This window comes from Nonomuraea polychroma, assembly GCF_004011505.1.
GTDB classification, from domain to species: domain Bacteria; phylum Actinomycetota; class Actinomycetes; order Streptosporangiales; family Streptosporangiaceae; genus Nonomuraea; species Nonomuraea polychroma.
In genome coordinates this window covers 10063661-10087454 of sequence record NZ_SAUN01000001.1, presented here as the reverse complement: position 1 = coordinate 10087454, position 23794 = coordinate 10063661, and the positions used below count along the sequence as shown (strand labels likewise).

The following is a 23794-nucleotide window of genomic DNA, read 5'->3' as shown; positions in this document are numbered from 1 at the left end:
AAAGTTTCCGCCCCGAAACTCAGATGAGAACTTTGACGACGCCGGTGAGGGCCAGTTGAAGGAGCGCCAGGGGGACGAGCCCGGCCCAGGCGAGCTTCTGGAGCTGGTCCTCGCGCAGCCGCGGATACGTCACCCGCAACCAGATCACGACGAACGCCAGCACGAACACCTTGACCAGCGTCCACAACCAGCCGGGCAGGAACGGGCCGTGCCAGCCGCCCAGGAACAGGACGGTGGTCAGGAAGGACAGCACCACGATCCCGGCGTACTCCGCGAGCATGAACAGCGCGAAACGCATGCCGGTGTATTCGGTCATCGGGCCCATGATGATCTCGGACTCGGCGATCGGCATGTCGAACGGCGGCCGCCGCAGCTCGGCCAGGCCGGCCAGGAAGAAGACCACGCCGCCGATCGCCTGCCACGGCAGCCACCACCACTGCCACGCCTCGACGATCCCCGGGATCGACAGTGTGCCGGCGGCCATCGCCACCGAGGAGGCCGCCAGCACCAGCGGCAGCTCGTACGACATGAGCTGGGCGGCCGAGCGCATGCCCCCGAGCACCGAGTATTTGTTGGCCGAGGCCCACCCGGCCATGATCGAGCCGAGCACGCCGATGCCCATGACGGCGAGGACGAAGAAGAGGCCCAGGTCGAGGTCGACGGCCACGAGGCCGCGGTCGATGGGGATGGCGATCAGCACGACCAGGTACGGGACCAGCGCCACCCCGGGGGCGATCATGAAGATGCGGCGGTCGGCCGCGGCCGGGATGACGTCCTCCTTCTGCGCGAACTTCACCCCGTCGGCGATGAGCTGCGCCCAGCCGTGGAAGCCGCCGGCGTACATGGGGCCGAGCCGAGACTGCATGTGGGCCATGACCTTGTGCTCGGTCTGACCGATGATCAGGGGTAGTACCAGGAACACGATGAGGATGACGGCGAAGCTGAGCACCACGTCAAGCATCGGGCGGCTCCCATCGGTCGGCGTTCATTCGGCGGTCAGGGCGCCGCAGGCGCTGGCTCGGGCGCAGGCGCCTCAGGCATCTGGGGTCCCCCAGTCGGCGGGCACGCCAGGGGGAAGGGTTTTGCGGCGGCTCGGGGCGCCGTGACCGGACTCGCCGGGCTCCTTGGCGCCGGGCCAGGGCTTGGCCACGCGGGCGGCCAGGATGAAGTCCTTGCGTAGCGGGTGGCCCTCGAAGCCGTCGGGCAGCAGCAGCGGCACCAGGTAGGGGTGGCCGTCGAAGATCACGCCGAACATCTCGTACGTCTCTCGCTCGTGCCAGTTGGCACCCCGGTAGACCCCGACGGCGGTCGGCAGGTGCGGGTCGGCGCGCGGCACGCGGGTGCGGAGCAGCAGCCGCTCGCCGGCGGCCGGGTTGTAGACGTGGGCCACGACGAGGAAGGCGTCCGGCGGTTCGTCGACGCCGGTCAGCCAGTCGAAGAAGGCGTAACCGAGGTCGTCGCGGACGAACGTCAGCAGTTCGATCCAGTCGGAGGGGGCGACATCGATCGTGGTGTCGCCGTACGACTCGGAGACCTCGGCGCGGTCGCCGAAACGTGCGGAGAGCTCGGCGGTGTTCACGCCTCCTCCGAGTGGGAGCGGGACAATCCGTAGCGGTCGCTGAGCTTCTCCTGGGCGATCTTCTCCTGGAGCTTCATGATGCCGTAGAGGAGGGCCTCGGGTCTGGGCGGGCAGCCGGGCACGTAGACGTCGACGGGGATGATCTGGTCCACGCCGTTGGTCACGCAGTAGGAGTCCCAGTAAGGACCGCCGGTGTTGGAGCAGGCGCCGAACGAGATCACGTATTTCGGGTCGGGCATCTGCTCGTAGAGCCGTTTCACGGCCGGGGCCATCTTGTCGGTGACCGTGCCGGACACGATCATGAGGTCGGCCTGGCGCGGGCCGTTCGCGAACGGGATCACGCCGAACCGGATGAAGTCGTGCCTGCTCATCGACGTCGCGATGAACTCGATCGCGCAGCAGGCCAGCCCGAAGTTGAACACCCACAGGGAATAGCGGCGACCCCAGTTGAGCACGAAGCGCATCGGCTTGGGTGCCAACCGGGAGACCGGCCCCACCGTGGGCATCGGGAGATCCGTTGCTGCCATGATTCCATTCTTGCGCGGATCGCAGGTCAGGCAAAGAACGCCGGCCTATGTCCAGGTAAGGACCCGTTTGCGCCAGGCGTACACGATGCCCAGGGCGATGAAGCCCAGGAACACGAACATCTCCACCAGCGTCGTCAGCCCGTAGCCCGGCGCGTCGAAGACGGTGGCCCAGGGGAACAGGAAGACGGCGTCCACCGCGAACACGACGTAGAGGTACGTGAAGACGTAGTAGCGGACCTGCGACTGGGCCCAGCCTTCCCCTACCGGGTCGACCCCGCATTCGTACGTGGTCAGTTTGTCGGGCGTGGGACGGCTCGGCCGGAGGAGGCGGTTGGCCGTCAGGGCCCCGGCCACGATGGCGACGCCGATGGCGAGCAGCGCGGCGACCAGCACGTAGGACCCGAAATAGCCGTCCATGGAATCGATCGTAACTCGATCTCGAACCAAAGGCCCGTCAGCGGGGTCATAAACCAAGGATGGGTCAAAGCCTCTTCCCCCATCCCCCAAAATCGGGGTAAACAAGAAGATCAACCCCATAACCTGACAGACATGCATAAACCGCGATTCTTTTCCGGAATCGCTCTGCTGGCCCTCTCAGCCGCGGGGTGCGGTCTAACCGGCTCTCCTCAGGGGCGGGACGTCATGATCCCGGCAGAGCCGACACTGATCGACTTTGTCGACCCGGCGACCGTTCCCGCCTTGTCCACCAGGACGATGAGTGAAGGCGACTCCCCCGGCGGGGCCCGCTACGTGCACATCAACTACCCCGAGCTCGCCACCGCGCCCGCGCTCAACCGGGCGCTGCGGGCACAGATCCAGCGGCAGCTGCAGGACTTCCGCCGGCGCACCCAAGACGGCGGCGTCTACCCGCGCCCCGAGCTCAACGTCACCTGGCAACTCGCGGCCGCCTCATCCCAGGCGATCGGAGTACGGCTGCGCACCGGCGAGTACCTCGGCGCGAGCTGGGGCAATTCCACTCGGACGCTCTGGTTCGATCCCCGCAAGGGCAAGGCGGTCGGCTCCACCGGGCTGCTTGCCGGGCAGGACGCGCTGCGGCGGCTCGCCGAACTGGTCAGGGAGCAGCTCAAAGGGCGCGGCGAGCAGGTCGAGCGCGACGAGGTGACGGCCGACGGCGGTCAGCTCGACTCGATGGCCTTCAACCGGAGCGGCGACCTGGTGGTCGAGTTCGACGACTGCCAGATCGGGCCGTGCTCGCTGGGGCGGCTGGCCGTGGCGGTGCCGGCGGACGAGGCGACGCCGCTGCTGTCCGATCTGGGCAGGCAGGCCCAGGAAAGCGTCCGCGGCGCGACGGGCCGGGGCGTGCGGGACCACGATGAAGAGAGCGGTCCGCCCTACTACGTGAGGAGCACGCCGCACGACGTGTCCGCGAGCAGCCCGCCGGCGGCCAGCAACCGAGCCGGCACGGTGGACTGCGCCAAGGCCAGGTGTGTTGCGCTGACGTTCGACGACGGGCCAGGACCGTTCACCGGCAGGCTGCTGGACGTGCTGCGGGAGGCGCAGGCGCGGGCCACGTTCTTCCCGGTCGGCAGCAGCGCCGCCGTGCAGACCGGGCTGCTGCGCAGGATGAGCTCGGAAGGTCATCTGATCGGGAACCACAGCTGGGTGCACAGGGACCTGTCGAAGCAGGCGAGCAGCAAGGTCGCCGACTCGCTCGGGCGTACCGAGGACATGATCGCGGCGGCCATCGGGCAGGCGCCGACGCTGGTGCGTCCGCCGTACGGCGCGGTGAGCGGGGAACTGCGCGACATCGCGCTCCAGAAGGGCTTCGCGGTGGTCACCTGGGACGTGGACGCGGGCGATCAGGAAGGCGGCAAGCCGGCCGACATCACCGATCGTGTCGTGCGCGCGGCCCACCCAGGTGCGATCATTCTGATGCACGACATTCATCGGGGGACCGTTGACGCCGTTCTGGACATCCTCAAAAGGTTGCGCGGGAAGGGTTACAGATTCGTCACCGTTCCAGAGTTGTACGGGTCTGCTGGAATGCAGGCCGGACGCCTGTACAGGTCAGGGAGCGAGCCGTCCCGTAAGCAGCCCCTGACGTAGCGCACGTGTTGGGGGGACGTATAGTTGGCGATCGTGACCCGAACCGTCCTGTTCGCCCGCCTGCATGTAGACCTCTGCAGGCTCGCGTCCGGGCTGTGTCGTCGTTGTTCTCCGACCTCACCCTGAGACCGACCGCGTTTACCCGCTTTACGCGGGCTGCAAACGCGCGACCTTCCGAGGATCTAGCATGGAAACAGAGAACGCGCCTAATGCAACCGCGCCTTGGCGCGTCGAGGAGGACTGAGCTGTGACGAAGCAGGTCCAGCAGCTCGACCGCGTGATCATCCGGTTCGCCGGCGACTCCGGCGACGGCATGCAGCTCACCGGCGACCGCTTCACGGCGGGCACGGCGGAGTTCGGCAACGACCTGTCGACGTTGCCCAACTTCCCGGCTGAGATCCGCGCGCCTGCAGGCACCCTGCCGGGCGTGTCGAGCTTCCAGCTCCACTTCGCCGACCACGACATTCTCACGCCCGGCGACGCGCCGAACGTGCTCGTGGCCATGAACCCCGCGGCCCTCAAGGCCAACCTGGGCGACCTGCCCCGGGGTTCCGACATCATCGTGAACACGGACGAGTTCACCAAGCGCAACCTGCAGAAGGTCGGCTACGCCGCCAACCCGCTGGAGGACGACTCGCTCAACGAGTGGCGCGTCCACGCGGTGCCGCTGACCTCGCTCACCGTCAAGGCGCTCGAAGGCTTCGACCTGTCCAAAAAGGACGCCGAGCGGTCCAAGAACATGTTCGCCCTCGGCCTGCTCAGCTGGCTCTACCACCGGCCGACCGACCACACGATCAAGTTCCTCGAGCAAAAGTTCGCAAAGAAGCCGGAGATCGCCAAGGCCAACATCGCGGCCTTCCAGGCGGGCTGGAACTACGGGGAGACCACCGAGTCGTTCTCGGTGTCGTACGAGGTCAAGCCGGCGCAGCTGGCGCCGGGTGTTTACCGCAACATCTCCGGCAACCAGGCGCTCGCCTACGGACTGATCGCCGCCAGCGTGCAGTCCAAGCTGCCGCTGTTCCTGGGCTCCTACCCGATCACCCCGGCCAGCGACATCCTGCACGAGCTCAGCAGGCACAAGAAGTTCGGCATCCGCACCTTCCAGGCGGAGGACGAGATCGCGGGCGTCGGCGCGGCGCTCGGGGCCGCGTTCGGCGGCGCGCTGGGCGTGACCACCACGTCGGGTCCCGGTGTGGCGCTGAAGGCCGAGACGGTCGGCCTGGCGGTCACCACCGAGCTGCCGCTGATCATCGTGGACGTGCAGCGGGCCGGGCCGAGCACCGGCATGCCGACCAAGACCGAGCAGACCGACCTGCTGATGGCCATGTACGGCCGCAACGGCGAGTCCCCCGTGCCGATCGTGGCGCCGATGTCGCCGAGCGACTGCTTCGACGCGGCCATCGAGGCGGCCAGGATCGCGGTCAAATACCGCACCCCGGTCATGCTGCTCTCGGACGGTTACCTGGCCAACGGCTCGGAGCCGTGGCGCCTGCCCGAAGTTTCCGACTTGCCGGATATTTCACAAGAATTTACGACGACTCCGAACGGTGACGACGGCCAGTTCCTGCCCTACAAGCGGGACGCCGAGACCCTCGCCCGCCCGTGGGCCATCCCCGGCACCGCCGGGCTGGAGCACCGCATCGGCGGCATCGAGAAGGCCGACGGCACCGGCAACATCTCCTACGACCCCGACAACCACGACCTGATGGTCCGCAGCCGGGCTGCCAAGATCGCCGGCATCGACGTGCCCGACCTCGAGGTCGACGACCCCGACGGCGACGCGAAGGTGCTGGCCATCGGATGGGGCTCGACGTACGGGCCGATCGCCGCGGCCATCCGGCGGATCAGGAGGAACGGCGGCAAGGTCGCCCAGGCGCACTTCCGCCACCTCAACCCGCTGCCGGCCAACACCGGCGAGGTGCTCAAGCGCTACGACAAGGTGCTGCTGCCCGAGATCAACCTGGGCCAGCTGGCCCTGCTGCTGCGGGCCCGCTACCTCGTCGACGTGATCAGCTACAACCGTGTGCGCGGGCTCCCGTTCAAGGCCGAGGAGCTGGCCGGAGTCATCCAGGACGTGATCGACAGTGACTGAGCTAGTAAATGGAAAGGGCCTGTCGCTCGTTCCCAAGACCGACGTCAAGCAGAACCTGAAGGACTTCAAGTCCGACCAGGAGGTCCGCTGGTGCCCCGGCTGCGGTGACTACGCGATCCTCGCCGCGGTGCAGAGCTTCCTGCCCGAGCTGGGGCTCAAGCGCGAGAACATCGTGTTCGTGTCGGGCATCGGCTGCTCGTCGCGGTTCCCGTACTACCTCAACACCTACGGGTTCCACTCGATCCACGGCCGCGCGCCGGCGATCGCGACCGGGCTCGCCGCCTCCAGGCCCGACCTGTCGGTGTGGGTGATCACGGGTGACGGTGACGCGCTGTCCATCGGCGGCAACCACCTCATCCACGCGCTGCGCCGCAACGTCAACCTCAACATCCTGCTGTTCAACAACAGGATCTACGGCCTGACCAAGGGCCAGTACTCACCCACGTCCGAGGTCGGCAAGATCACCAAGTCGACGCCGATGGGGTCACTGGACAAGCCGTTCAACCCGATCTCGCTGGCCATCGGCGCCGAGGCGTCGTTCGTGGCCCGCACCATCGACTCCGACCGCAAGCACCTGCAGTCGGTGTTGCGCGAGGCCACCGCGCACCGCGGCACGTCGCTGGTGGAGATCTACCAGAACTGCAACATCTTCAACGACAACGCCTTCGAGCCGCTCAAGGACCCCGAGGTCCGTGACGACATCACGCTGCGGCTGGAGCACGGGCAGCCGATCGTCAGCGCCTCCAAGGCCGTCGTCCGCGCTTCGTCCGGCGGTATCGAGGTGGTGGCCCGCGAGGGTGTGAGCGAGGACGAGATCCTCGTGCACGACGCGCACAACCCGGACCCGTCCATCGCCTTCGCGCTGAGCAGGCTGGACGAGCCGGCGTTCGAGCACGTGCCGATCGGCGTCTTCCGCAGCGTGGACCGGCCGTCGTACGAGGTGGCCATGGCCGAGCAGATGGAGGAGGCCGCGCAGCAGAAGGGTCCTGGCGACCTGAGCGAGCTGCTGCTGGGCGGCGACACCTGGCGCATCGGCTGAGCCGCGCCCGGCTGAGCATCCGGCGCCGCCGTCCCCATGGGGCGGCGGCGCCGTCGTCGTAACGGCCGCCACCCGGAGAGGGATACACAAGAGCTGATCCACATCCGGTCGGAGAGGGGCGCTCGTTGGGCTGGGAAGGCAGGCGGGCCCTGGTGACCGGGGCATCGGGCTTCATCGGCGGGCACCTGGCCAGGCGGCTGGCCGAGCTGGGCGCCGACGTCCACGCGGTGAGCCGCGGTCCGGCCGCCGACCCTGGGATGCGCTGGCATCGGGCCGACTTGCGCGAGCCTGACGCCACGGCGCGGCTGCTCGCCGAGGTGTCGCCGGAGGTGATCTTCCATCTGGCCGGCGAGGTCAACGGCGCCAGGGACCCGGGAATGGTGGCGCCCACGCTGGCCGGCAACCTCCAGAGCACGGTCAACGTGCTGACGGCCGTGGCGTCGCGGGAGTGCAGGGTGGTGCTGGCCGGGTCGATCGAGGAGCCGCGGCCCGGCAACGGGCACGCCGCCGCGCCGTCGCCGTACGCGATGGCCAAGAGCGCGGCCGCGCGCTACGCCGACCTGTATCACCGGCTGTGGGGGGTGCCGTACACGATCGTGCGTCCTTCGATGGTGTACGGGCCGGGGCAGCGTGACACCACCAAGCTGGTGCCGTACGTGACGCTCGCGCTGCTGCACGGCGACGAGCCGCAACTGACCAGCGGCGCCAAGGTGGCCGACTGGGTGTACGTGGACGACGTGGTGTCGGCGTTCCTCGCCGCCGCGCTCAGCGACAGGGCCGTCGGCCAGGCCTTCGACGTGGGCACGGGCGTGGCGACGTCGGTGCGGGAGGTGGTCGAGCTGCTCTTCGACATCGCCGGCTCGACCTCGAAACCCGGTTTCGGCGCCGTCGCCGACCGGCCGCTGGACATCACCCAGCTGGCCGATCCCGGGCCCGCGCTCGACCTGATCGGCTGGCGTCCCGAAGTCGCGCTGGGCGACGGCCTGCGGCGCACGATCGCCTGGTACGCCCAGCGGGCGATCTAGCGGGCGTCATGCGCGTGGCCGTGGTGATCGTCACCTACAACAGCGTCGGCGTGCTGGAAGACTGCCTGGCGTCGCTGCCTGCGGCCGCGGCCGGAGTGGAGCCGGCGGCGGTCGTGGTCGCCGACAACGACTCGGCCGACGACAGCCTGGCCGTCGCCCGGCGGCGCGGGGCCATCACGGTCAGCCTGGGCAGGAACGCCGGCTACGCCGCGGCCGTCAACGCCGGACTCGACGTGCTCGACCTCGACACGCTCGACGCCGTCTACGTGCTCAATCCGGACTGCCGGCTACGACCGGGCTCGATCGCGCCCCTGGCCGAGGCGCTGCGGACGCCTGGGCGCGGCATCGCGGTGCCGCACCTGGTCAACCCCGACGGCTCGCTGCAGCCGTCGCTGCGCCGGATGCCGACCGTCGGCAGGGCGTTCGCCGAAGCCGTGCTCGGCGGCACGCTGGCGGGCCGGCTGTGGCGGCTGGGCGAGCTGATCACCGACCCGCGCGTGTACGAGCGGCCCGGAGCGCATGCCTGGGCCACGGGCGCGGCGATGCTGATCTCCGTGCCCGCGCTGCGCGCGGCGGGCCGGTGGGACGAGTCGTACTTCCTCTACAGCGAGGAGACCGAGTACTGCCTGCGCGCCGCCGACCTCGGCTGGACGACCTGGTACGAGCCGCGCGCGGTGGCCGAGCACATCGGCGGCGAATCCGGCACCGACCCCGCCCTGACCGCCCTCCTCACCGTGAACAGGGCCAGGCTGTTCAGGCGGCGGCACGGCCGGCTGCCCGGCGCCGTCTACCACGCGGTGCTGCTGCTCGGCCAGGGCGTGCGCGCGCTGGCCGGCCGGCCCGTCGCCCGCGCCTGCTTCGCCGCGCTGCTGCGCCCCCAGCGGGTGAGCCGACCCTGATCAGCCGGCCGGGATCCGGTACACGTGGTAGGAGTGCTCGGCCTGGAAGGTGTCGGCGAACTCGCCCGAGGCGTCGATCGGGACGGTACGGCCCTCGAAGAGCACCTCCGCCTTGTCGGCGCGGATGCCGGGCGGCAACTCCAGCGTGTGGGCGCCGGGCTGCGCACCGCGGCCCAGCATGGCGAAGACGTAGTAGGAACCCTGGTGGTACTTGAGCATGGTGTCGAGCCGCTGGTTGAACGTGTGCTTGTAGGACTGGCTGTTGAGCACCGGGGCGAGCTGGCGGATGCGCTTGTTGAGCTCGACCACCGTCGGCCTGATCCGGTCGCCGCACTCGTCTCTCAGCACGTGCTGCGACTGGCAGGGACCGCCGAAGTTGTGGTTGAAGTAGATGATGCCGCGGGCCTCGTGGATGAGCGAGTTCATCACCGCGCCCGCGAGCTGCTGGGGCTCGATCTCACGCTTGTCGTCAGCGCCCGGCCAGCCCACTTCCACGATCCCGTAGATGGGCTGCAGGCGCCCGTCCTGGGCGTCCAGCCTGCGCAGCTTGTCGATGAGCGCGCCGTAGTTGGCCGACAGGCGGCACTGCTCGACCGGCAGGTTGAGGTAGGTCTTGGCCTCCTCGCAGATGCCGTTGGAGGTGTACCAGTAGACGTCGGCCGAGATGATGTCGGTGTAGCCGTTGACGAACTTGCCTGCCTCCGGCTCGGTCTGCCAGATCATGACGCCCTTGCCGTAGTTGGCGTAGTGGGGGCGGTCGTCCTTGGGCAGCTTGCCCTTCTGCTCGGCCATCACGGTGTAGCCGCAACCCTGGTCCTCGGGGTCGCACAGCGGACCCTCGCCCGGGTGGTTGCCGGTCCATTTGGCGTCGCCCGCGCCCGCCCACATGTCGGGCTCGTCATCGATCACCCAGCCGACCGTCTCCTGCCCGTATCCGGCCAGCGGCTTGTGGGTGAGCGCGGCCATGCCGTTGTCCCGCACCATCTGGGCGCTGCTCGTGCCGGTCAGGCCGATGTACGTGTTGAAGCCCATGGCCTTGTCGTCGGGGGCGTCCTGCGGCTCCACGACGGACTCCAGCCAGACGCCGATGGGGAAGAACGACGGGTCGGACCAGCCGGCGGTGGCGGCAGCGCCGAAACGGGCGTAGTAGGACGGCCCGCCTTCCCACGGCACTCGTTGCAGGTTCAGCCCGGACGACTCGCCCCGTGACGGGCTCGGCCGGGACGTGCCGCTCGCCGACGGGCTCCCGCGCCATATGTCACTCGGATAGCAGGAGATCAGGACCAGCAACAGAGCGAGGAACCCGACGCCGAAGACGGCAACCCGGGAACGCCTTCTCCTCATCGTTTCCCCTCACCCGCGCCTGGCGGCGCTTCCGCCATGGCCATCAGTGTGGCAGCGCGGGAGGCCCACGACGCGCCGAGCACGGATGCGCGTAACACTTCAGGAGGCTGCGGGCCGCCGTCGTCCAGCGTCGCGCGTACGGCCGCGACGAACGCCGCCGGGTCCGCGGCGATCCGCACCCTTTCGGAGTACGCGGCGAGCTCGGCGAAGTCGGTGCTCACCACCGGGAGCCCGAGCGCCAGGTACTCCTTGAGCTTGATCGGATTCGCGTGCCGGATCCACGGGTTGTCCAGCCACGGCATGATGGCGACGTCGAATCCCGAGCCGTAGGCGGGGATGTCGTCGTAGGGGCGGAAGCCCAGCCAGTGGACGTTCGGATACTTGGTGAGCCGGTCCATGGGCACGTCGGCGTCGCCGATGAGCACGAGCGAGACGTCTGGCAGCTCCGCGGCCAGCCGTTCCAGCAGGTCGAAATCCACCAGGTAGTCGTCGAGCGCGCCGAAGAAGCCCACCCGCGGGCCCGGGATGCCCGCCAGGTCGGCAGGCAGCCGGTCGGTCCTGGTGAAGTGCTCGATGTCCACGCCGTGGTCGAGGTAGTGCGCGCGATCGCCGGTGAGCGCGCGTTCCTCGTCCATCAGCGCCCTGCTGACGTAGAGCACGTGGTCGGCCCGGCGCAGCAGCGCCTGCTCCAGTTCCTCGATGGTGGCCGTGTCGGACTCGGGGAAGGCGGAGTGCCGGTCGGAGCGGTTGAACAGCAGCGAGCGCCGGCGCATCGGGCGGACCACGTCCCAGGCGGTGGGGATCGTGGTCATGATGACGGGTTCGGTCAGGCCGATGAGCCGGCACACGACACGTACCTGGGTGCGGACCAGCACGGCGTTGAGGCGGCGCATCAGGGACGAGCCGTAGAAGGGCAACGGCAGCGGTGACATGACGTAGAAGCCGGGCATCGGCCTGCGGACGAACTTGGCCACGCTGCGTAGCTTCCGGCTGATCCGCCTGAGCACCTGAGTCGATCTGCCCGGCATGGGCATCCGCATGCCGATGCTGTTGACCACCAGCACCTTCCTGTGTGCGGCCACCGAGCGCATGAGCTGGAAGTCGGAGTGCGCCCGGTTGTGGTACCACCAGTCCTGGGCGGAGAAGCAGACGTAGCCGGGCCCGTCGGCCTGTCCCGGCCAGTCGGGCAGGGCGAGCACGGCGGACAGCGCGGCCCTGTGCCGCTGCCCGGCCGTGCGGCCCTTGGCGAGCGCGCGCAGGCCCTCGTTGAGCATGACGGCGCCGCGCATGGCGAGCCCTCTGAGCGCGCCGTGGCGCTCGCGGTGCAGCCGCACCCGGTTGGCCGCCGACAGCGCCCAGAGCGTGCTGGAGGTCGACTGCTCGCCGCCCAGGTGCACGGCGCGGGCACGCGGCTGGTAGCGGACGGCGAACCCGTGGTCGCCGGCCCGCAGCATGTACTCGGTCTCCTCCGAGTACAGGAAATAACGCTCGTCCAGCGGGCCGAGCACGTCCAGGCAGGCGCGGGAGATCAGCCAGGCGGCGCCCGTGGCCCAGTCGACCGTCCGCTCGGCGGCGTACTGGCCGGGGTTGACGACCAGCTCGCCGAGCGGCGCCAGCAGACCGGCGCGGTGGCCGCCGAGCAGCGCTTCGCCGATCGCCCGCAGCACGGTGGGGCGCCGGCGCAGCGAGTAGTGCAAGGCGCCGTCCTCGCCGGTGAGTTCGGGCACGGCGATGCCGGTTCCCGGCGTGGCCAGGGTCTCGCGGAGCCTGGCGATGGCGTCGGGTTCGAGCCGGATGTCGGGGTTGAGGACCAGCACGTCGCAGCCGGGGGCCGCCGCGACGCCGGCGTTCACCCCGGCCGCGAACCCGGCGTTGCGGCCCATCTGTACGACCTCGGCCTCGGGGTCGGTCCGGCGGACCAGCTCCACCGTGTCGTCGCCGGAGGCGTTGTCGGCCACGACGACCTTCGCGGGCCCCTCGCCCTGCAGGGCCACGCGTACGGACTTGAGGCAGTCCATGATCACGGCACTGCTGTGGTACGTGACGATCACTACGGCGAGCATCGTTCACCTCTCCTGCAGGCGGATGCGTAACGCCTGGGCCAGCAGGCGCAGGGCGTAGGGCGCGTCGTGCAGCAGGTAGCGGCGGGCCAGGCGGCGCGGCTCCAGCGCGAGCCGGTGCAGCCATTCGCCGCCGCTGCGCTGCAGCAGTGCCGGGGCGCGGCTGAACTGCCCGGCCGCCATCGGGATGCCCGCGCCGCAGCCCAGGTACCAGGCCTGTGGCAGGTGCGGGCGCAGCTCGACGATCATGCGTTCCTGCTTGGGGAAGCCGAGCCCCACGAGCACGAGATCAGGGCGAACGGCCACGACCCGCTCGACGACGTCCCGCACCTGGCCCGGGTCGGTGTCGAACCCGTACGGCGGCGAGTACGCGCCCGCCACCCGCAAACCTTCGTAACGTTCCATAAGCACCCGCCCCGCGGCCTCGGGCACACCCTCGTCACCGCCGAGCAGATACACCGAACGATCCTCCGCAGCGGCCCTGGCCGAGAGGGTGAACACGAGGGAGGCGCCGGTCACGCGCTCGCCGATGGCGCCGCCCGCCAGCCGGCCCGCCCACACGACGGGCATGCCGTCCGCCACGACCACCTCGGCCTTCGCCACCAGGGCGGCCAGTTCGGGGTCGCGGGAGGCGGCCCTGACGATGTCCACGTTGGCCGTGACGATCCAGCCGCCCTGCCCCGTCCGCCAGCCTGCCGCCATCCGGTCGGCCAGTCCGGTCTCGGTGATCGTGGATACGTCGATCCCACCGACCCGAACTCGCGTGCATGCCGCCGTCATGGAGTGATCTGCGGAAATATGACCGCCCCCCACGAGCTCGCCTCACCCGGATACCCCGTTCCATCGGGTAATCGGGATATTTGGGGACCTTGTTACGCAAGCGGATCAGCTTTGAAAAAAGAGCGAGAAGCCGCTAATTGCCGGAAATTCAAGGAATATATGGCCATGAGAGTAGAACGCGGTGCGCTCGATGGAGTGCTGCTGTTCATCCCCGCCCAGCACCACGACGACCGGGGGTTCTTCACCCGCACCTTCGACGCCGCGGTGGCCGAGAAGCACGGGCTGAACCCGGCGGCCTTCATCCAGGACAGCCAGTCGCGTTCGCGCAAGGGCACCATCAGGGCGCTGCACGGCCGCTCGGGCAAGGGCGAGGCCAAGCTCGTGCGCTGCGCCCGCGGAGCCGTGCACGACGTGCTGGTGGACGCCCGGCCGTCGTCGCCGACGTTCGGCCGGCAGATGACCACGGTGCTCGACGACGAACTCTTCGCCCACCTGTACGTCCCGCCGGGCCTGCTCCACGGCTACCAGGCGCTGACCGACCAGGCCGACGTCTGCTACCGCATCGACAGGGAGCACGACCCGGCGGAGGACATCGCGGTCCGCTACGACGACCCGGACCTGGCCATCGCCTGGCCGCTGCCGGTCACCGCGATCAGCGAGCGGGACCTGGCGGCGCGGTCGTGGGCCGAGGTGCGGCGGCGGCTTCTCGCGTCACCCTGAGCACGGCGCCGGACACGCCCATCAGCAGGAACGACAGCCCGGTCACCGTGGCGAACGAGCGCAGGTCGAACGTTGCAGAGCCGAGCAGCGGGACCACCAGGCAGGCGGTCAGCGCCAGGCAGAGGTCGCGGATCTCCGGATCGGCGGACAGGTACCGGGACCGCAGCACCGACCACAGGGCCGCCTCGAACAGGCCGACGAAGACCAGCAGGCCGAGGACACCGGTCTCGACCAGCGAGGAGATGTACTGGTTGTCGAAGATCAGGTGTTTGGGCGCGTACCACGTGCCCAGACCGCGGCCGAGCCACGGGCTCTTGGCGATCTCGTGGGCCGCCACCGTGTAGTCGTGGGTGCGGTAGCTGATGCTGCTGTCGCTGTTGAGGTTGGCGAACAGGTCGACGATGGTGCCGAGCACCCCGGGCGCGGCGATCTTGACGGCGACCAGGAACCCGGCCACCGCCCCCAGCCCTATGAGCCTGCGCTGCTTCGACCAGCCGATGAACAGCACCAGCCCGACCGCCGCCAGGCTGAGCACCGCTGAGCGCGACACGGAGAACAGCAGCCCGGCGGCGATCAGCCCGCAGCACAGCCACCAGCGCAGCAGCCGCTCGCGGAAGGCGTAGTGCAGCGCCAGGGGCAGCACCATCGAGCAGACGACGCCGTACTCGATCGGGTGCCCGGTGGTGGCCGCCACCCGGTTCAGCCCGCCCCGCTCCAGGATGGCGGGCGCCTCCTGGGTGAACCGCAACCCGGGCAGGGTGAGGTAGTTGGCCAGGTCGAAGTGGAGCACGAACTGGAACGCGCCGACGATCCCGATCAGCGCCCCGGTGACCGCGACCGTCTTCAGCACCAGATCCAGCCGCTCGTACGAGCGCACGCCGTCGCACACCACCAGCGCGATGCCGACCGACGCGACCACCAGCACCATGCTCCGGTCGGCCAGGTTCATCTCGTCGCCGGGCAGGTACGTCGACGCGGCGTAGAAGTAGGTGGCGACCAGGGCGATCGTGTAGGCGAACAGCGCGGTCCGCATGGGGGTGGGGCCCTTTGCCGCGCCGAGCGTGGTGGTGAAGTGCGTGAAGAGCCACAGCAGGGCGCCGAGCAGCCCGATCGCGTCGGCCGGTGTGAGGGAGAACGGCAGGCCGCGGAAGACCAGCCTGGCCGGGATCATCATGAGGATCACCGCGAAGATGGCGGCGATCGTGGCGCCGTCGGCCCGGTGCGGCTCTGCCACCGGCACGGCCCGCTGGAGCGTGACGCCGCTCATGAGCGCGACACCAGGCGCCCGCCGGACTCGGCGTCCGGCGCCGCCGCGGGTTCACCGGACTGCTCCACTGTGGCGTGGTGCTCTTCGGCGTGGCGCCGTCGGCGCCTGCGGAGCGCCTGTGCGGCGCTCTCGGTCGCGAACGCCGAGGCCAGGGCGCACATCCCGCCCAGCAGCCCGGCTCCGGCCGCCGCCCGCAGCTTGCTGGTCCGCTGCGCCTCGGCGACCGTGGGCCGGACCATCTCGTTGGCGCGGATGTAGGTGGAGACCGGCGCGTTCAGCCAGCGTTGCCGCTCGAGCAGCTCCACGTCCGCCTGCGCGATGACCCGCCGCACGACCGACTCGGCTTCCTGCGGGGTGGACCCCTTGCCCTCGATGAACACGAACGGCCCGGTCGCCAGCGTCTCGGGGTTGGTGTTGCCGTTGCTGACCACGTAGGTCACCTCACCCCCTGGAACCACGCCCAGCCTGGCCGTGGTCTCCGGCGTGTTCAGCGCCTGGATGAGGATGGTGGCCGTCATGTTGAGCCCCCAGTCGAAGTTGAGCAGGGGGTTGGTCTGGGCCAGCCTCTTGCCGGGCTCGGCGGGCTGCGTGCCGCCGGTCGTGGGCATGGTCAGCACCAGCACCGCGTTGGAGACGTACAGGGTCGGCACGGATGCGTAGATGCCGTACGTCGCCGCCAGCGTCAGCAGGAACATCGGGAACGTGACATACCAGCGCCGGAACAGAACGAGGACTGCCCCCCAGAAATCCACGACCTTCCTCCCCTGAACTCGCTAGGCAATCGTGACGAACCGTGTGGCGCGTTACCCTGCGGCGGTAACGATTGGACCGGTCCCGCGATAGATCTTCGTGAGCACCTTGGCGGTCATCACGCCCAGTTACGCGCCCGACGCCGGCCTGTTCGCCGAGTTGCACCGGTCGGTGCTGGAGTTCACCCCGGACGACACCGTGCATCACGTGATCGTCCCGCGCGCCGACCGCGCCGCCTTCGCCGCGTACGAGGGCCCGCGCTGCCGGGTGCTGACCGAGCCGGAAGTGGTGCCCCGGCACTACGTGCGCCTGCCCCGCGGCCTGTGGGGCAACCTGCGGCGGCCCTGGCCCCCGGTGCGGGGCTGGGTGATCCAGCAGGCGATCAAGATCGCCGTAGCCGGCTCCGTCGACGCCGACGTGGTGCTGATCGCCGACTCCGACATCGTGCTCGTCCGGCCCACCACGGCCACGCGCTTCACCACCGACGGAGAGCTGCGCCTGCACCGGGTGAACGACGGCGTGCACGCGGGCATGCCGAGGCACGTGCGCTGGCACCAGGTGGCCCGTGAGCTGCTCGGCCTGCCGCTCGCGCCGGAGCCGCCCCTGCACGACTACGTGACCTCGCTGAACTTCTGGGACCCCGTGATCGTGCGCGCCATGCAGCAGCGCATCACCGAGACCACGGGCCGGTCCTGGTTCGACGCCTTCACCGCGCGACTGCACGTCTCGGAGTTCATCCTGTACGGCGTCTTCGTCGACGAGGTGCTGGCCACCCACCCGCACTCCGACACCACGATCTGCCACAACAGCTGGGACGACGTCCCGATGGACCGCGAAACCGCGCTGGCCTTCGCCGACGGCCTCGGCCCCGAGGCCATCGGCATGATGATCTCGGCCAAGTCGAAGACGCCGCCCGACGTGCGTCAGGCGGCGCTGGAGCGCTGCTCGGAGATCGTTCAACGGCAGGAGGCGGGCTAGTCGGTCGACGACCGGGGAGCGCCGACCCGGATGACCTCGATGGGCCCGGTCGGCATTCCGTCGTCGCTGACCAGCAACGCGCCGGAATCCTCCATCTCCGCCGCACCGTTCTGGCTCGGGTCTACAGCGGGCGCTGCGCCGTTCTGGCCCGGGTCCCGAGCGGGCGCTGCGCCGTTCTGGCCCGGGTCCGGAGCGGGCGCTGCGCCGTTCTGACTCGGCTCCGGATCCTCCTCGGCCGACGGGCCGTCCTCCTCGGGCTCGGAGGAGCTCAGGTCCACCACGGGCGGCTCCTCCTGCGGCTCCCCTGAGGCCGCAGCCGCCGCGGCGCGGCGCCGTTCGAACAGCCCGCGCCGCTGCGCCAGGTACGCGATGCCGAATCCCAGCACCACCGTCAGCACGAGCCCGACCCCGGCCATCTGCACCTTGCCCTCGATCTCCGCCTTGGGCGCGGTCGGCGGCACCACGTCCAGGATCGAGATGTGCGTGGACGTGGGCGCCCGCAACATCCGCTGCCGCTCCACCAACTCGGCGCTGATGCGCTGCCGGGCACGTTCCAGAATCATCCGAGCCGTGGTGGCGGAGTCGCTGTCGACCTTCACGTAGATGAACGGCCCGTTGCCGCTGATGCCGAGCAGGTCCGGGTTGGAGCGGCCGTCGTCGATCGTGACCTCGGCGGGACCGCCCTCCACCACGCCTAAGTCCCGTTGCACCTCAGGCCCGTTCATGGCCAGGATGAGCATGCCGGACGTGGTCCGCAGCCCGTCGCTGAACTGCAGGAGCGGGTTGGTCAGGCCCACGGGGACGTCGGGGTCGGCGTTGAGCGTGCCGCCGGCCGCCGGCGTCGTGAGCAGCATGGACGTGGTGACCACGTAACGCGTGGGCGTGAGCAGGTAGGCGGCAGCCGCGACGGCCAGCGCCAGCACGATTATCGGTGGTCCGATCAGCCTGCGCCGTGCAAGGTCAAGAATCGACCTCCAAAAATCCACGTTTCGTCCCCCTTGACCGCGTGGCGCGCACATCGAACGGCTGCTGTTCAGCCTCTGATAATCGGAAAAATCCCAGTTCTCGTTACCGATTGAGGGCCATCCTCAAGAGCTTGCGACTGCGGTGCCGCACGGTCCGCTTGTGCCGGGTGACGTACAGCCCGAGCACCGCGCGGCGCGCCCGCCTGCGCTGCTCCGCCGTCAGCGGGAAGTCGCCCAGCCCGCGCAGGATCTCCCGGCACTCCACCAGAGTGGCGAACCTCGCGCCCCACGGCCCTATCCCGATCTTCCTGGCGACGCTGGAGAGCGACTGGCTCTCCCAGCCCCTGCCGCTCAGCACCTCGGGAATGTGCCCCCAGGGTCCGGCCAGGGCCAGCTTGGCGGCCAGGATCTGGTCCTCGTGCAGCACCACGCGCCGGTCCATGGCGGCCGCGGGCTCGCGGCGCAGCAGCCCGTAGAGCGGGTCGATGAGCAGGTGACTCTCGTTGAGCAGGCGGAGCAGCTCCTCGAAGCGCACGATCGGGTCGTCCGAGCCCAGCGCGTCGCCGTCGTAACCGTCGCGCTGCCTGCTCCCGTCCGGACCGGTGTACTCCATCTGGCTCGTGACCAGCACCAGCCGCTCGTCGCGGTCGAACAGCTCCAGGCAGCGCGAGGTGTACGACGGCAGCAGCCAGTTGTCGTCCCCCACCCAGCGGAAGTACGTGCCGGACGCCAGCCTGAGCGCGTACGTGAAGTTGTTCACCAGCCCGATGTTGTGCGGATGGCGGTGGTAGCGGATCCGGCTGTCGGCGGCGGCCAGCGAGCGGGCCAGCTCCTCGGTGCCGTCCGTGGAGGCGTTGTCGCAGATCACCAGCTCCAGATCGGCGTGGTCCTGGGCCAGCACCGATCGCACGGTCGGCTCAAGCCGTGCCACGCCGTTGTAGACGGGCAGGCCGAAGGACACCAGCGTCATGGGGAGACCTTCCTTCTGGTGAGCTGCTTGAGCACCGCCCCGGGCACCGCGAGCAGGGTGAAGACGATCATGCCTGTGCCGCCCACGACGATGAGCTCGACCAGCGGGTCGAAGTCGAATGCCGTGGTGAGCGCCACCATGGTCACGCCGGCCGCGAGCGTGGCCAGTCCCGGCCGCACGAGCCCAGGAAGCACCGGCGCCAGCCGTACGCCGTGGCGGCGCAGCAGCAGCAGGCCCAGCGGGAGCGCGACGAACAGCGCCGCGGCGGCGTTGCCCATCGCCGCGCCCCGGATGCCGCCGGCGTACGCCCCGGCCACCAGCGCGGGCAGCAGCGCGGCCGCCCAGCCGAGGTTGAGCCAGATCGTGCTCTTGGTGGCGCCGACCGAGGTGAGGATGTCCACGGTCAGGAACGACGTGATCATGCGGACCACCATGAGCACGGCCAGGAAACGCAGCACGCCGGCAGCCTGGTCCCACTCCGCGCCGTAGAGCAACGCGACGAGCGGGTGCGCGAGCGTGGCCATGACCAGCGCCACCGGCAGCACGAAGGACACCAGGGGCCGCAGGGTCCTGCGTAAGCCCTCGGTCAGCGCGTCCGCGTCCGGATCCTCGGCCAGGCGGGAGAAGCCGGGGATGGAGACGTACCGCAGCGCGGTGCCGATCAGCCCGGGCACCCAGCTCGAGACGTTGAAGGCGAGCAGGTAATACCCGAGCTGTACCTTGCCGAGTATCGCGCCGACCACGATGAAGCTGGAGTTCATCAGCACCGCCTCCAGCCCGAAGCCGGCGGCCGAGGGCAGGCCGAAGCGCAGCAGTTGTCCGGCGACGGCCCTGTCGTAGCCGAGCTTCCACGGCATCTTCGCCAGCGCCAGGACGATGACGCCCGTGACGACGGCGGCGGCGAGCTGGCCCCAGGCGAAGCTGTAGGCGCCGGCGCCGCCCACGGCCAGCGAGATGGCCAGGGCGGCGTTGACCGCGAAGCCCGACAGGTTGGCCACGGCCAGCTTGTCCTGCGCGAACTCGCGCATCAGCGCGGCGCTGCGGACCGCGGTCACGGCCTCGACCAGGATGACCGCGGTGAGCAGCCGTACGACGCCCGTCGCCTCCTCGCTGCCGGCCAGGGCGGAGAAGGAGGGCGCGCCCACCCAGAAGATCCCGTACAGGCCGGTGGCGAAGACGAAGGCGAGCACGGTCGCCGTCGGCGCGATGTCGTCGAGCCTGCCCCGCCACTGGATGACGGCGGCCATGACGCCCGCGTCCTTGACGACCATGACGAACTGCGTGGCCGCCAGCGCGACCGCGTATATACCGAAATCCTCCGGCGCGAGCACACGGGCGAGAACCAGGCTCATCACGAAGGAAGCCGCCTTGGTCACCGTGTTGCCCAGGAGGCTCCAGCGCAGTCCCCGGCCCGCCTTGCGGCCGATGGATTCCACTTTTTCGTTCATTCCCGCCTTTTCACCCAGCACGCTCCAGCCAGATCTCTCGCCAGAACGGGACGAACTCACGTGGACAGTTGAGGCTGTGCACCCCCTGGCAGACGACCTCGTCCAGCACGATGCACGGGTTCTTCATGTGCAGCATCCGCCCCGTCTTCTCGTCGATGCACTTCTCCACCCGCGCCCGGACCCGGGCGGTGCTCCCGCAGTAGCGGGACATCTCCTGCTCGAATCCCATGCCGCGGTTGAGCAGGTCGCTGTTGAGCGTCCGGAGGATCTCCTCTTTCGGCTTGACCCTGACGAGCTCGCCGGGGCGCAGGTCGAGCTTCTGCGAAGGGGTCGGTCCCGGCGCGTGACCCTTGAGAAAGCCCCAGGGCAGCCCGTCCTTGAGCCACAGGCGCCGGGGTAACAGCCGCCTGGTCCGGTTCTGCAGCCGGTCGAACAGCCCGATCGCGATGCTTTTCACGGTTCGCCGCAGATCGGCGTTGCCGGAGCGCACGTCGATGACGTACTGGCCGACGTCCCTGAAGGAGAGGCGCGTCGGCGCGGCCCGCAGCAGTTCGGTGGCCTGGCAGGAGTAGCGCACCTCGTCGCCGTCAGTGGGCGGCTTGCGCGTGTTGGCCTCCAGCAGCGGCAGCAGCCGGCGGTCCGGGGCGGCGGGCCGAGCTCCGGCGGGCTCGGGTCCCGGCTCGACGCGTTTGATCCACGCTTCCTTCCAGTACAGGGAGCACGCCGTCTGGCAACCTCCGTGGGCCGACCCATCGCAGCGGGCGCCCGTCAGATGCACGGCGCTGTCCATCTTGCGCAGCCCGGAGCGGGTCTGGGTGTCGCAGAGTTTGTGCGCCACTTTGTGAACGGTGAGCCGCCGGCCGCTGTAGGCCAGCATTTCCGGCATGAACGGCAGACCGTCGAGCTCGCCCCGCTCGTCGAGCGTGGCCAGGATCTCGGCTTCCGTACGTACTTCCACCACGTCCCCGACCTTGAGGTCCATCACGCCAGCTCCTTCACCAGTCCGGCATCCTGCAGTGCCCTGGCCGCCTCCTCCACGGCCATGAACGGGAGGTCCGCGCGTCGGGCGATGTCGAGCAGGCTGTGCTCCCCGTCGGACAGGTTCAACACCCATAACATCGCCAGCTGCGCCTGTTTCGTGTCACTCCGACCGCCGAGTGAGCCGTACAGGCCGCGCCGGCCGAGTTGCGGTTCCCCGTAAGGGCTCAGGTTGAGCAAGGTGCGATCGCCCTCCAGCACCCTGGTGACCTGCCAGAGCGTCTCCAGCGTGTCGGCCAGGGCGGCCGGGGTGACGAACTCCGGGTTGTCTCCCGAGGTGTGGTATTCCGGATATCCGGCGTACGGCGTCCTCGTCAGGCTGCCGAAGGGCAGGTTGAAGCCGGGTGAGCAGAACTGCCGCTCGTCGTAGCCGTACGGCGAGAACGGCACCACGTCGTGCGGCCGGTCCTTGAGCACATGCGTCACGGCCCGGTCGATGCCGGCGTCGCCGCGCCTGCTGCGCTTGTACGTGAGCCGCCCCGGGTCGCCCGCGCAGGCCAGCGTGAGGCCGTGCGCGATGCGGTCGACACGATCCCGGTTCAGCGCCAGCCAGGTGATCGCACCGATCGTGCCGGGCATGAAGAGGAACCGGCAGGTGTGGCGGGGCCGCTCCAGCCGCCGCGCCAGGCCCACCGCCACCGCGATCCCGGCCAGGTTGTCGTTGGCCAGCGACGGATGGCAGGTGTGGCAGGAGATGACGATCTCGTCCTCGATCTGGCCAGGGACGACGTGCTCGGCAATGGTGAGCGAGCCGTGCCGGAGCGTCGAGTCGATCAGCACCTCGTACGGGCCGTCGTCCATCGCGTCGAGCGTTTCCTGGCGCAGGCAGAAACCCCAGGTCTCCGCGTAGTAGCTGGTCCGGTACGGGATCAGGTCCGGCTGCTCGGGCAGCGTGTGCAGGCGCGGACGCAACTCCTCCAGCGTGTACGTCCCGGACACCGGCACGCTGTAGCCCACCACGTGCAGGTTCGACTCGCGGAAGTCGATGACCCGGCGCCCGGTGGCGTCCCTGACGTAGGCGTCGCGGATGTTCCACTCCGTGGGCACCGTCCAGTCGAGCACCTGGGTGCCGGTGGGCACCTCGGTGATCTTCAGCGGCACGTGCTCACCGATGATCTCCAGCGTGGCGCGCACGCCGTCGCCGGTGATGCTCCTGCAGATGGGGTAGAGCCGCTCGACCAGGGCGTGCAGCTCCGGCCCCGTCATAGGGCTCGTCATAGGGCTCGTCATGGGCGCAGATCTTCGCTGATCGTCCCCTGGTCCTTGCGGTCCGAGAGCCGGGCCAGCCGGGTGAAGCGGCGCTCGAAGTCGTGCTTGGTCAGCCCGTGTGCGCGGTAGGCGTCGACCAGCTCGGCCGCGCCCGCCTTGACCGTCCAACGGGCCTCGTAACCGGGCAGCGCCCGGCGTACGCGGGCGAAGTCCACCCGGTAGGAGCGCGGATCGTTGCCGGCCTCACCGGTGATCAGCAGCTTCGCGCCCGGCACGGCCTCGGCCACCTCGCCGGCGATCTCGGCCACGGTCACGTTGTTCCGCTCGGTGCCGATGTTGAAGGCCTGCGCGTGCACGGCCTCCCGCGGCGCCTCCAGGGCCAGCAGGAACGCCTCGGCGATGTCGCGGGCGTGCACCAGCGGCCGCCACGGCGTGCCGTCGGAGAGCACCCGCACCTCGCCGGTCAGCACGGCGTGCCCGACCAGGTTGTTCAGCACGATGTCGGCCCGGAGCCTGGGCGAGAAGCCGAAGGCCGTGGCGTTGCGCATGAAGACGGGGGTGAAGTCGTCGTCGGCCAGCTTCACCAGGTCGTCCTCGACGCGGACCTTCGACTCCGCGTACGGGGTGACGGGCTTGAGCGGCGCGTCCTCGTTCACCAGGCCGTCACCGCCGGAGGCGCCGTAGACCGAGCAGGTCGAGGCGTACAGGAACCTGCGCACCCCCGCCTCCTTGGCCAGCCGGGCCAGCCGCACCGAGGCGTGGTGGTTGATGTCGTAGGTGAGCTCCGGCGCGAGCGAGCCGAGCGGATCGTTCGACAGCGCCGCCAGGTGGGCGACCGCGTCGATGCCCGCCAGCAGGTCGGGGGTCACGTCCCGCAGGTCCACAGCGTGGCCGGGCGGGTCGGCGGGCGCGGGGCCGAGCACGCAGTCGGCGAACAGCCCCGAGTCGAGGCCGATCACCTCGTGCCCGGCCGCCGACAGCACGGGGGCCATCACGCTGCCCAGGTAGCCCTGGTGCCCGGTCAGTAAGATCCGCAA

General features: G+C 69.7%; 23 protein-coding genes. 8 read left to right on the top strand and 15 right to left on the bottom strand.

Features of this window, described 5'->3' with window-relative positions:
- Positions 1–19 precede the first annotated feature (19 nt).
- The 4 genes from nuoH to EDD27_RS46770 all read right to left on the bottom strand — a co-directional run bounded on the left by nuoH (position 20) and on the right by EDD27_RS46770 (position 2523).
- Complete coding sequence (gene nuoH / locus EDD27_RS46785) at positions 20–961, bottom strand: NADH-quinone oxidoreductase subunit NuoH (RefSeq protein ID WP_127939025.1); 942 nt, start codon at positions 959–961, stop codon at positions 20–22.
- A 72-nt stretch (positions 962–1033) separates the two neighbouring features.
- Positions 1034–1579: an NADH-quinone oxidoreductase subunit C gene (locus tag EDD27_RS46780; protein ID WP_127939024.1), complete on the bottom strand. Its 546-nt coding sequence runs from the start codon at positions 1577–1579 to the stop codon at positions 1034–1036.
- Complete coding sequence (locus tag EDD27_RS46775) at positions 1576–2106, bottom strand: NADH-quinone oxidoreductase subunit B (RefSeq protein ID WP_127939022.1); 531 nt, start codon at positions 2104–2106, stop codon at positions 1576–1578. The genes EDD27_RS46780 and EDD27_RS46775 overlap by 4 nt, the downstream gene beginning before the upstream one ends.
- A 45-nt stretch (positions 2107–2151) precedes the next feature.
- Complete coding sequence (locus EDD27_RS46770; protein WP_127939020.1) at positions 2152–2523, bottom strand: NADH-quinone oxidoreductase subunit A; 372 nt, start codon at positions 2521–2523, stop codon at positions 2152–2154.
- A gap of 225 nt (positions 2524–2748) precedes the next feature.
- Between EDD27_RS46770 and EDD27_RS46765 the strand changes: the two genes are divergently transcribed.
- The 6 genes from EDD27_RS46765 to EDD27_RS46745 all read left to right on the top strand — a co-directional run bounded on the left by EDD27_RS46765 (position 2749) and on the right by EDD27_RS46745 (position 9228).
- Complete coding sequence (locus EDD27_RS46765) at positions 2749–4173, top strand: polysaccharide deacetylase family protein (protein WP_164904102.1); 1425 nt, start codon at positions 2749–2751, stop codon at positions 4171–4173.
- Positions 4174–4206: 33 nt separating this feature from the next.
- Positions 4207–4299 carry a putative leader peptide gene (locus EDD27_RS59115; RefSeq protein WP_367804195.1) on the top strand — a complete coding sequence of 31 codons (93 nt, stop codon included), beginning with the start codon at positions 4207–4209 and terminating at the stop codon, positions 4297–4299.
- Between the two features lie 121 nt (positions 4300–4420).
- Positions 4421–6265, top strand: a complete 1845-nt coding sequence (locus EDD27_RS46760) for a 2-oxoacid:acceptor oxidoreductase subunit alpha (RefSeq protein WP_127939017.1) — start codon at positions 4421–4423, stop codon at positions 6263–6265.
- The gene (locus EDD27_RS46755; protein WP_127939015.1) at positions 6258–7304 is read left to right on the top strand and encodes a 2-oxoacid:ferredoxin oxidoreductase subunit beta; all 1047 of its coding nucleotides are present in this window, start codon (positions 6258–6260) and stop codon (positions 7302–7304) included. Before EDD27_RS46760 ends, EDD27_RS46755 begins: the two co-directional genes overlap by 8 nt.
- Before the next feature lie 152 nt (positions 7305–7456).
- Entirely contained in the window at positions 7457–8329 is an 873-nt protein-coding gene (locus EDD27_RS46750; protein WP_164904101.1) for an NAD-dependent epimerase/dehydratase family protein, read from the top strand.
- Between the two features lie 8 nt (positions 8330–8337).
- On the top strand, positions 8338–9228 hold the full coding sequence (locus EDD27_RS46745) for a glycosyltransferase family 2 protein (protein ID WP_127939010.1): 891 nt from the start codon (positions 8338–8340) through the stop codon (positions 9226–9228).
- Here the strand turns inward: EDD27_RS46745 and EDD27_RS46740 are convergent, their stop codons facing one another.
- From EDD27_RS46740 to EDD27_RS46730, 3 genes are read right to left on the bottom strand one after another with little or no spacing between them, the layout of a single operon-like run.
- On the bottom strand, positions 9229–10572 hold the full coding sequence (locus EDD27_RS46740; protein WP_127939008.1) for a hypothetical protein: 1344 nt from the start codon (positions 10570–10572) through the stop codon (positions 9229–9231).
- Positions 10569–12635, bottom strand: a complete 2067-nt coding sequence (locus EDD27_RS46735; protein ID WP_127939006.1) for a glycosyltransferase — start codon at positions 12633–12635, stop codon at positions 10569–10571. The genes EDD27_RS46740 and EDD27_RS46735 overlap by 4 nt, the downstream gene beginning before the upstream one ends.
- 3 nt (positions 12636–12638) lie before the next feature.
- The gene (locus EDD27_RS46730) at positions 12639–13412 is read right to left on the bottom strand and encodes a WecB/TagA/CpsF family glycosyltransferase (RefSeq protein WP_164904100.1); all 774 of its coding nucleotides are present in this window, start codon (positions 13410–13412) and stop codon (positions 12639–12641) included.
- Positions 13413–13577: 165 nt separating this feature from the next.
- On the opposite strand from EDD27_RS46730, the gene EDD27_RS46725 reads away from it, so the two are divergent.
- Positions 13578–14132: a dTDP-4-dehydrorhamnose 3,5-epimerase family protein gene (locus EDD27_RS46725; protein WP_127939005.1), complete on the top strand. Its 555-nt coding sequence runs from the start codon at positions 13578–13580 to the stop codon at positions 14130–14132.
- Here the strand turns inward: EDD27_RS46725 and EDD27_RS46720 are convergent.
- Positions 14065–15399 carry an O-antigen ligase family protein gene (locus EDD27_RS46720; protein ID WP_127939003.1) on the bottom strand — a complete coding sequence of 445 codons (1335 nt, stop codon included), beginning with the start codon at positions 15397–15399 and terminating at the stop codon, positions 14065–14067. The two genes, EDD27_RS46725 and EDD27_RS46720, sit on opposite strands and share 68 nt — an antisense overlap.
- Positions 15396–16151: a hypothetical protein gene (locus EDD27_RS46715; protein WP_127939002.1), complete on the bottom strand. Its 756-nt coding sequence runs from the start codon at positions 16149–16151 to the stop codon at positions 15396–15398. Before EDD27_RS46715 ends, EDD27_RS46720 begins: the two co-directional genes overlap by 4 nt.
- A 97-nt stretch (positions 16152–16248) precedes the next feature.
- On the opposite strand from EDD27_RS46715, the gene EDD27_RS46710 reads away from it, so the two are divergent.
- Positions 16249–17127: a DUF6492 family protein gene (locus EDD27_RS46710; RefSeq protein ID WP_127939000.1), complete on the top strand. Its 879-nt coding sequence runs from the start codon at positions 16249–16251 to the stop codon at positions 17125–17127.
- Here EDD27_RS46710 and EDD27_RS46705 read toward each other — a convergent pair.
- The 6 genes from EDD27_RS46705 to EDD27_RS46680 form a co-directional block, all read right to left on the bottom strand.
- The gene (locus EDD27_RS46705; protein WP_127938999.1) at positions 17124–18050 is read right to left on the bottom strand and encodes a hypothetical protein; all 927 of its coding nucleotides are present in this window, start codon (positions 18048–18050) and stop codon (positions 17124–17126) included. The genes EDD27_RS46710 and EDD27_RS46705 overlap by 4 nt on opposite strands.
- Positions 18051–18195: 145 nt before the next feature.
- The gene (locus EDD27_RS46700; protein WP_127938997.1) at positions 18196–19062 is read right to left on the bottom strand and encodes a glycosyltransferase family 2 protein; all 867 of its coding nucleotides are present in this window, start codon (positions 19060–19062) and stop codon (positions 18196–18198) included.
- Positions 19059–20498, bottom strand: coding sequence for an oligosaccharide flippase family protein (locus tag EDD27_RS46695; RefSeq protein WP_241564625.1), 1440 nt, complete (start codon positions 20496–20498; stop codon positions 19059–19061). Before EDD27_RS46695 ends, EDD27_RS46700 begins: the two co-directional genes overlap by 4 nt.
- 22 nt (positions 20499–20520) lie before the next feature.
- Positions 20521–21492, bottom strand: coding sequence for a hypothetical protein (locus EDD27_RS46690; RefSeq protein ID WP_127941421.1), 972 nt, complete (start codon positions 21490–21492; stop codon positions 20521–20523).
- On the bottom strand, positions 21492–22754 hold the full coding sequence (locus tag EDD27_RS46685; protein WP_127938993.1) for a DUF4910 domain-containing protein: 1263 nt from the start codon (positions 22752–22754) through the stop codon (positions 21492–21494). Before EDD27_RS46685 ends, EDD27_RS46690 begins: the two co-directional genes overlap by 1 nt.
- A 20-nt stretch (positions 22755–22774) precedes the next feature.
- Entirely contained in the window at positions 22775–23794 is a 1020-nt protein-coding gene (locus tag EDD27_RS46680; protein ID WP_127938991.1) for an NAD-dependent epimerase/dehydratase family protein, read from the bottom strand.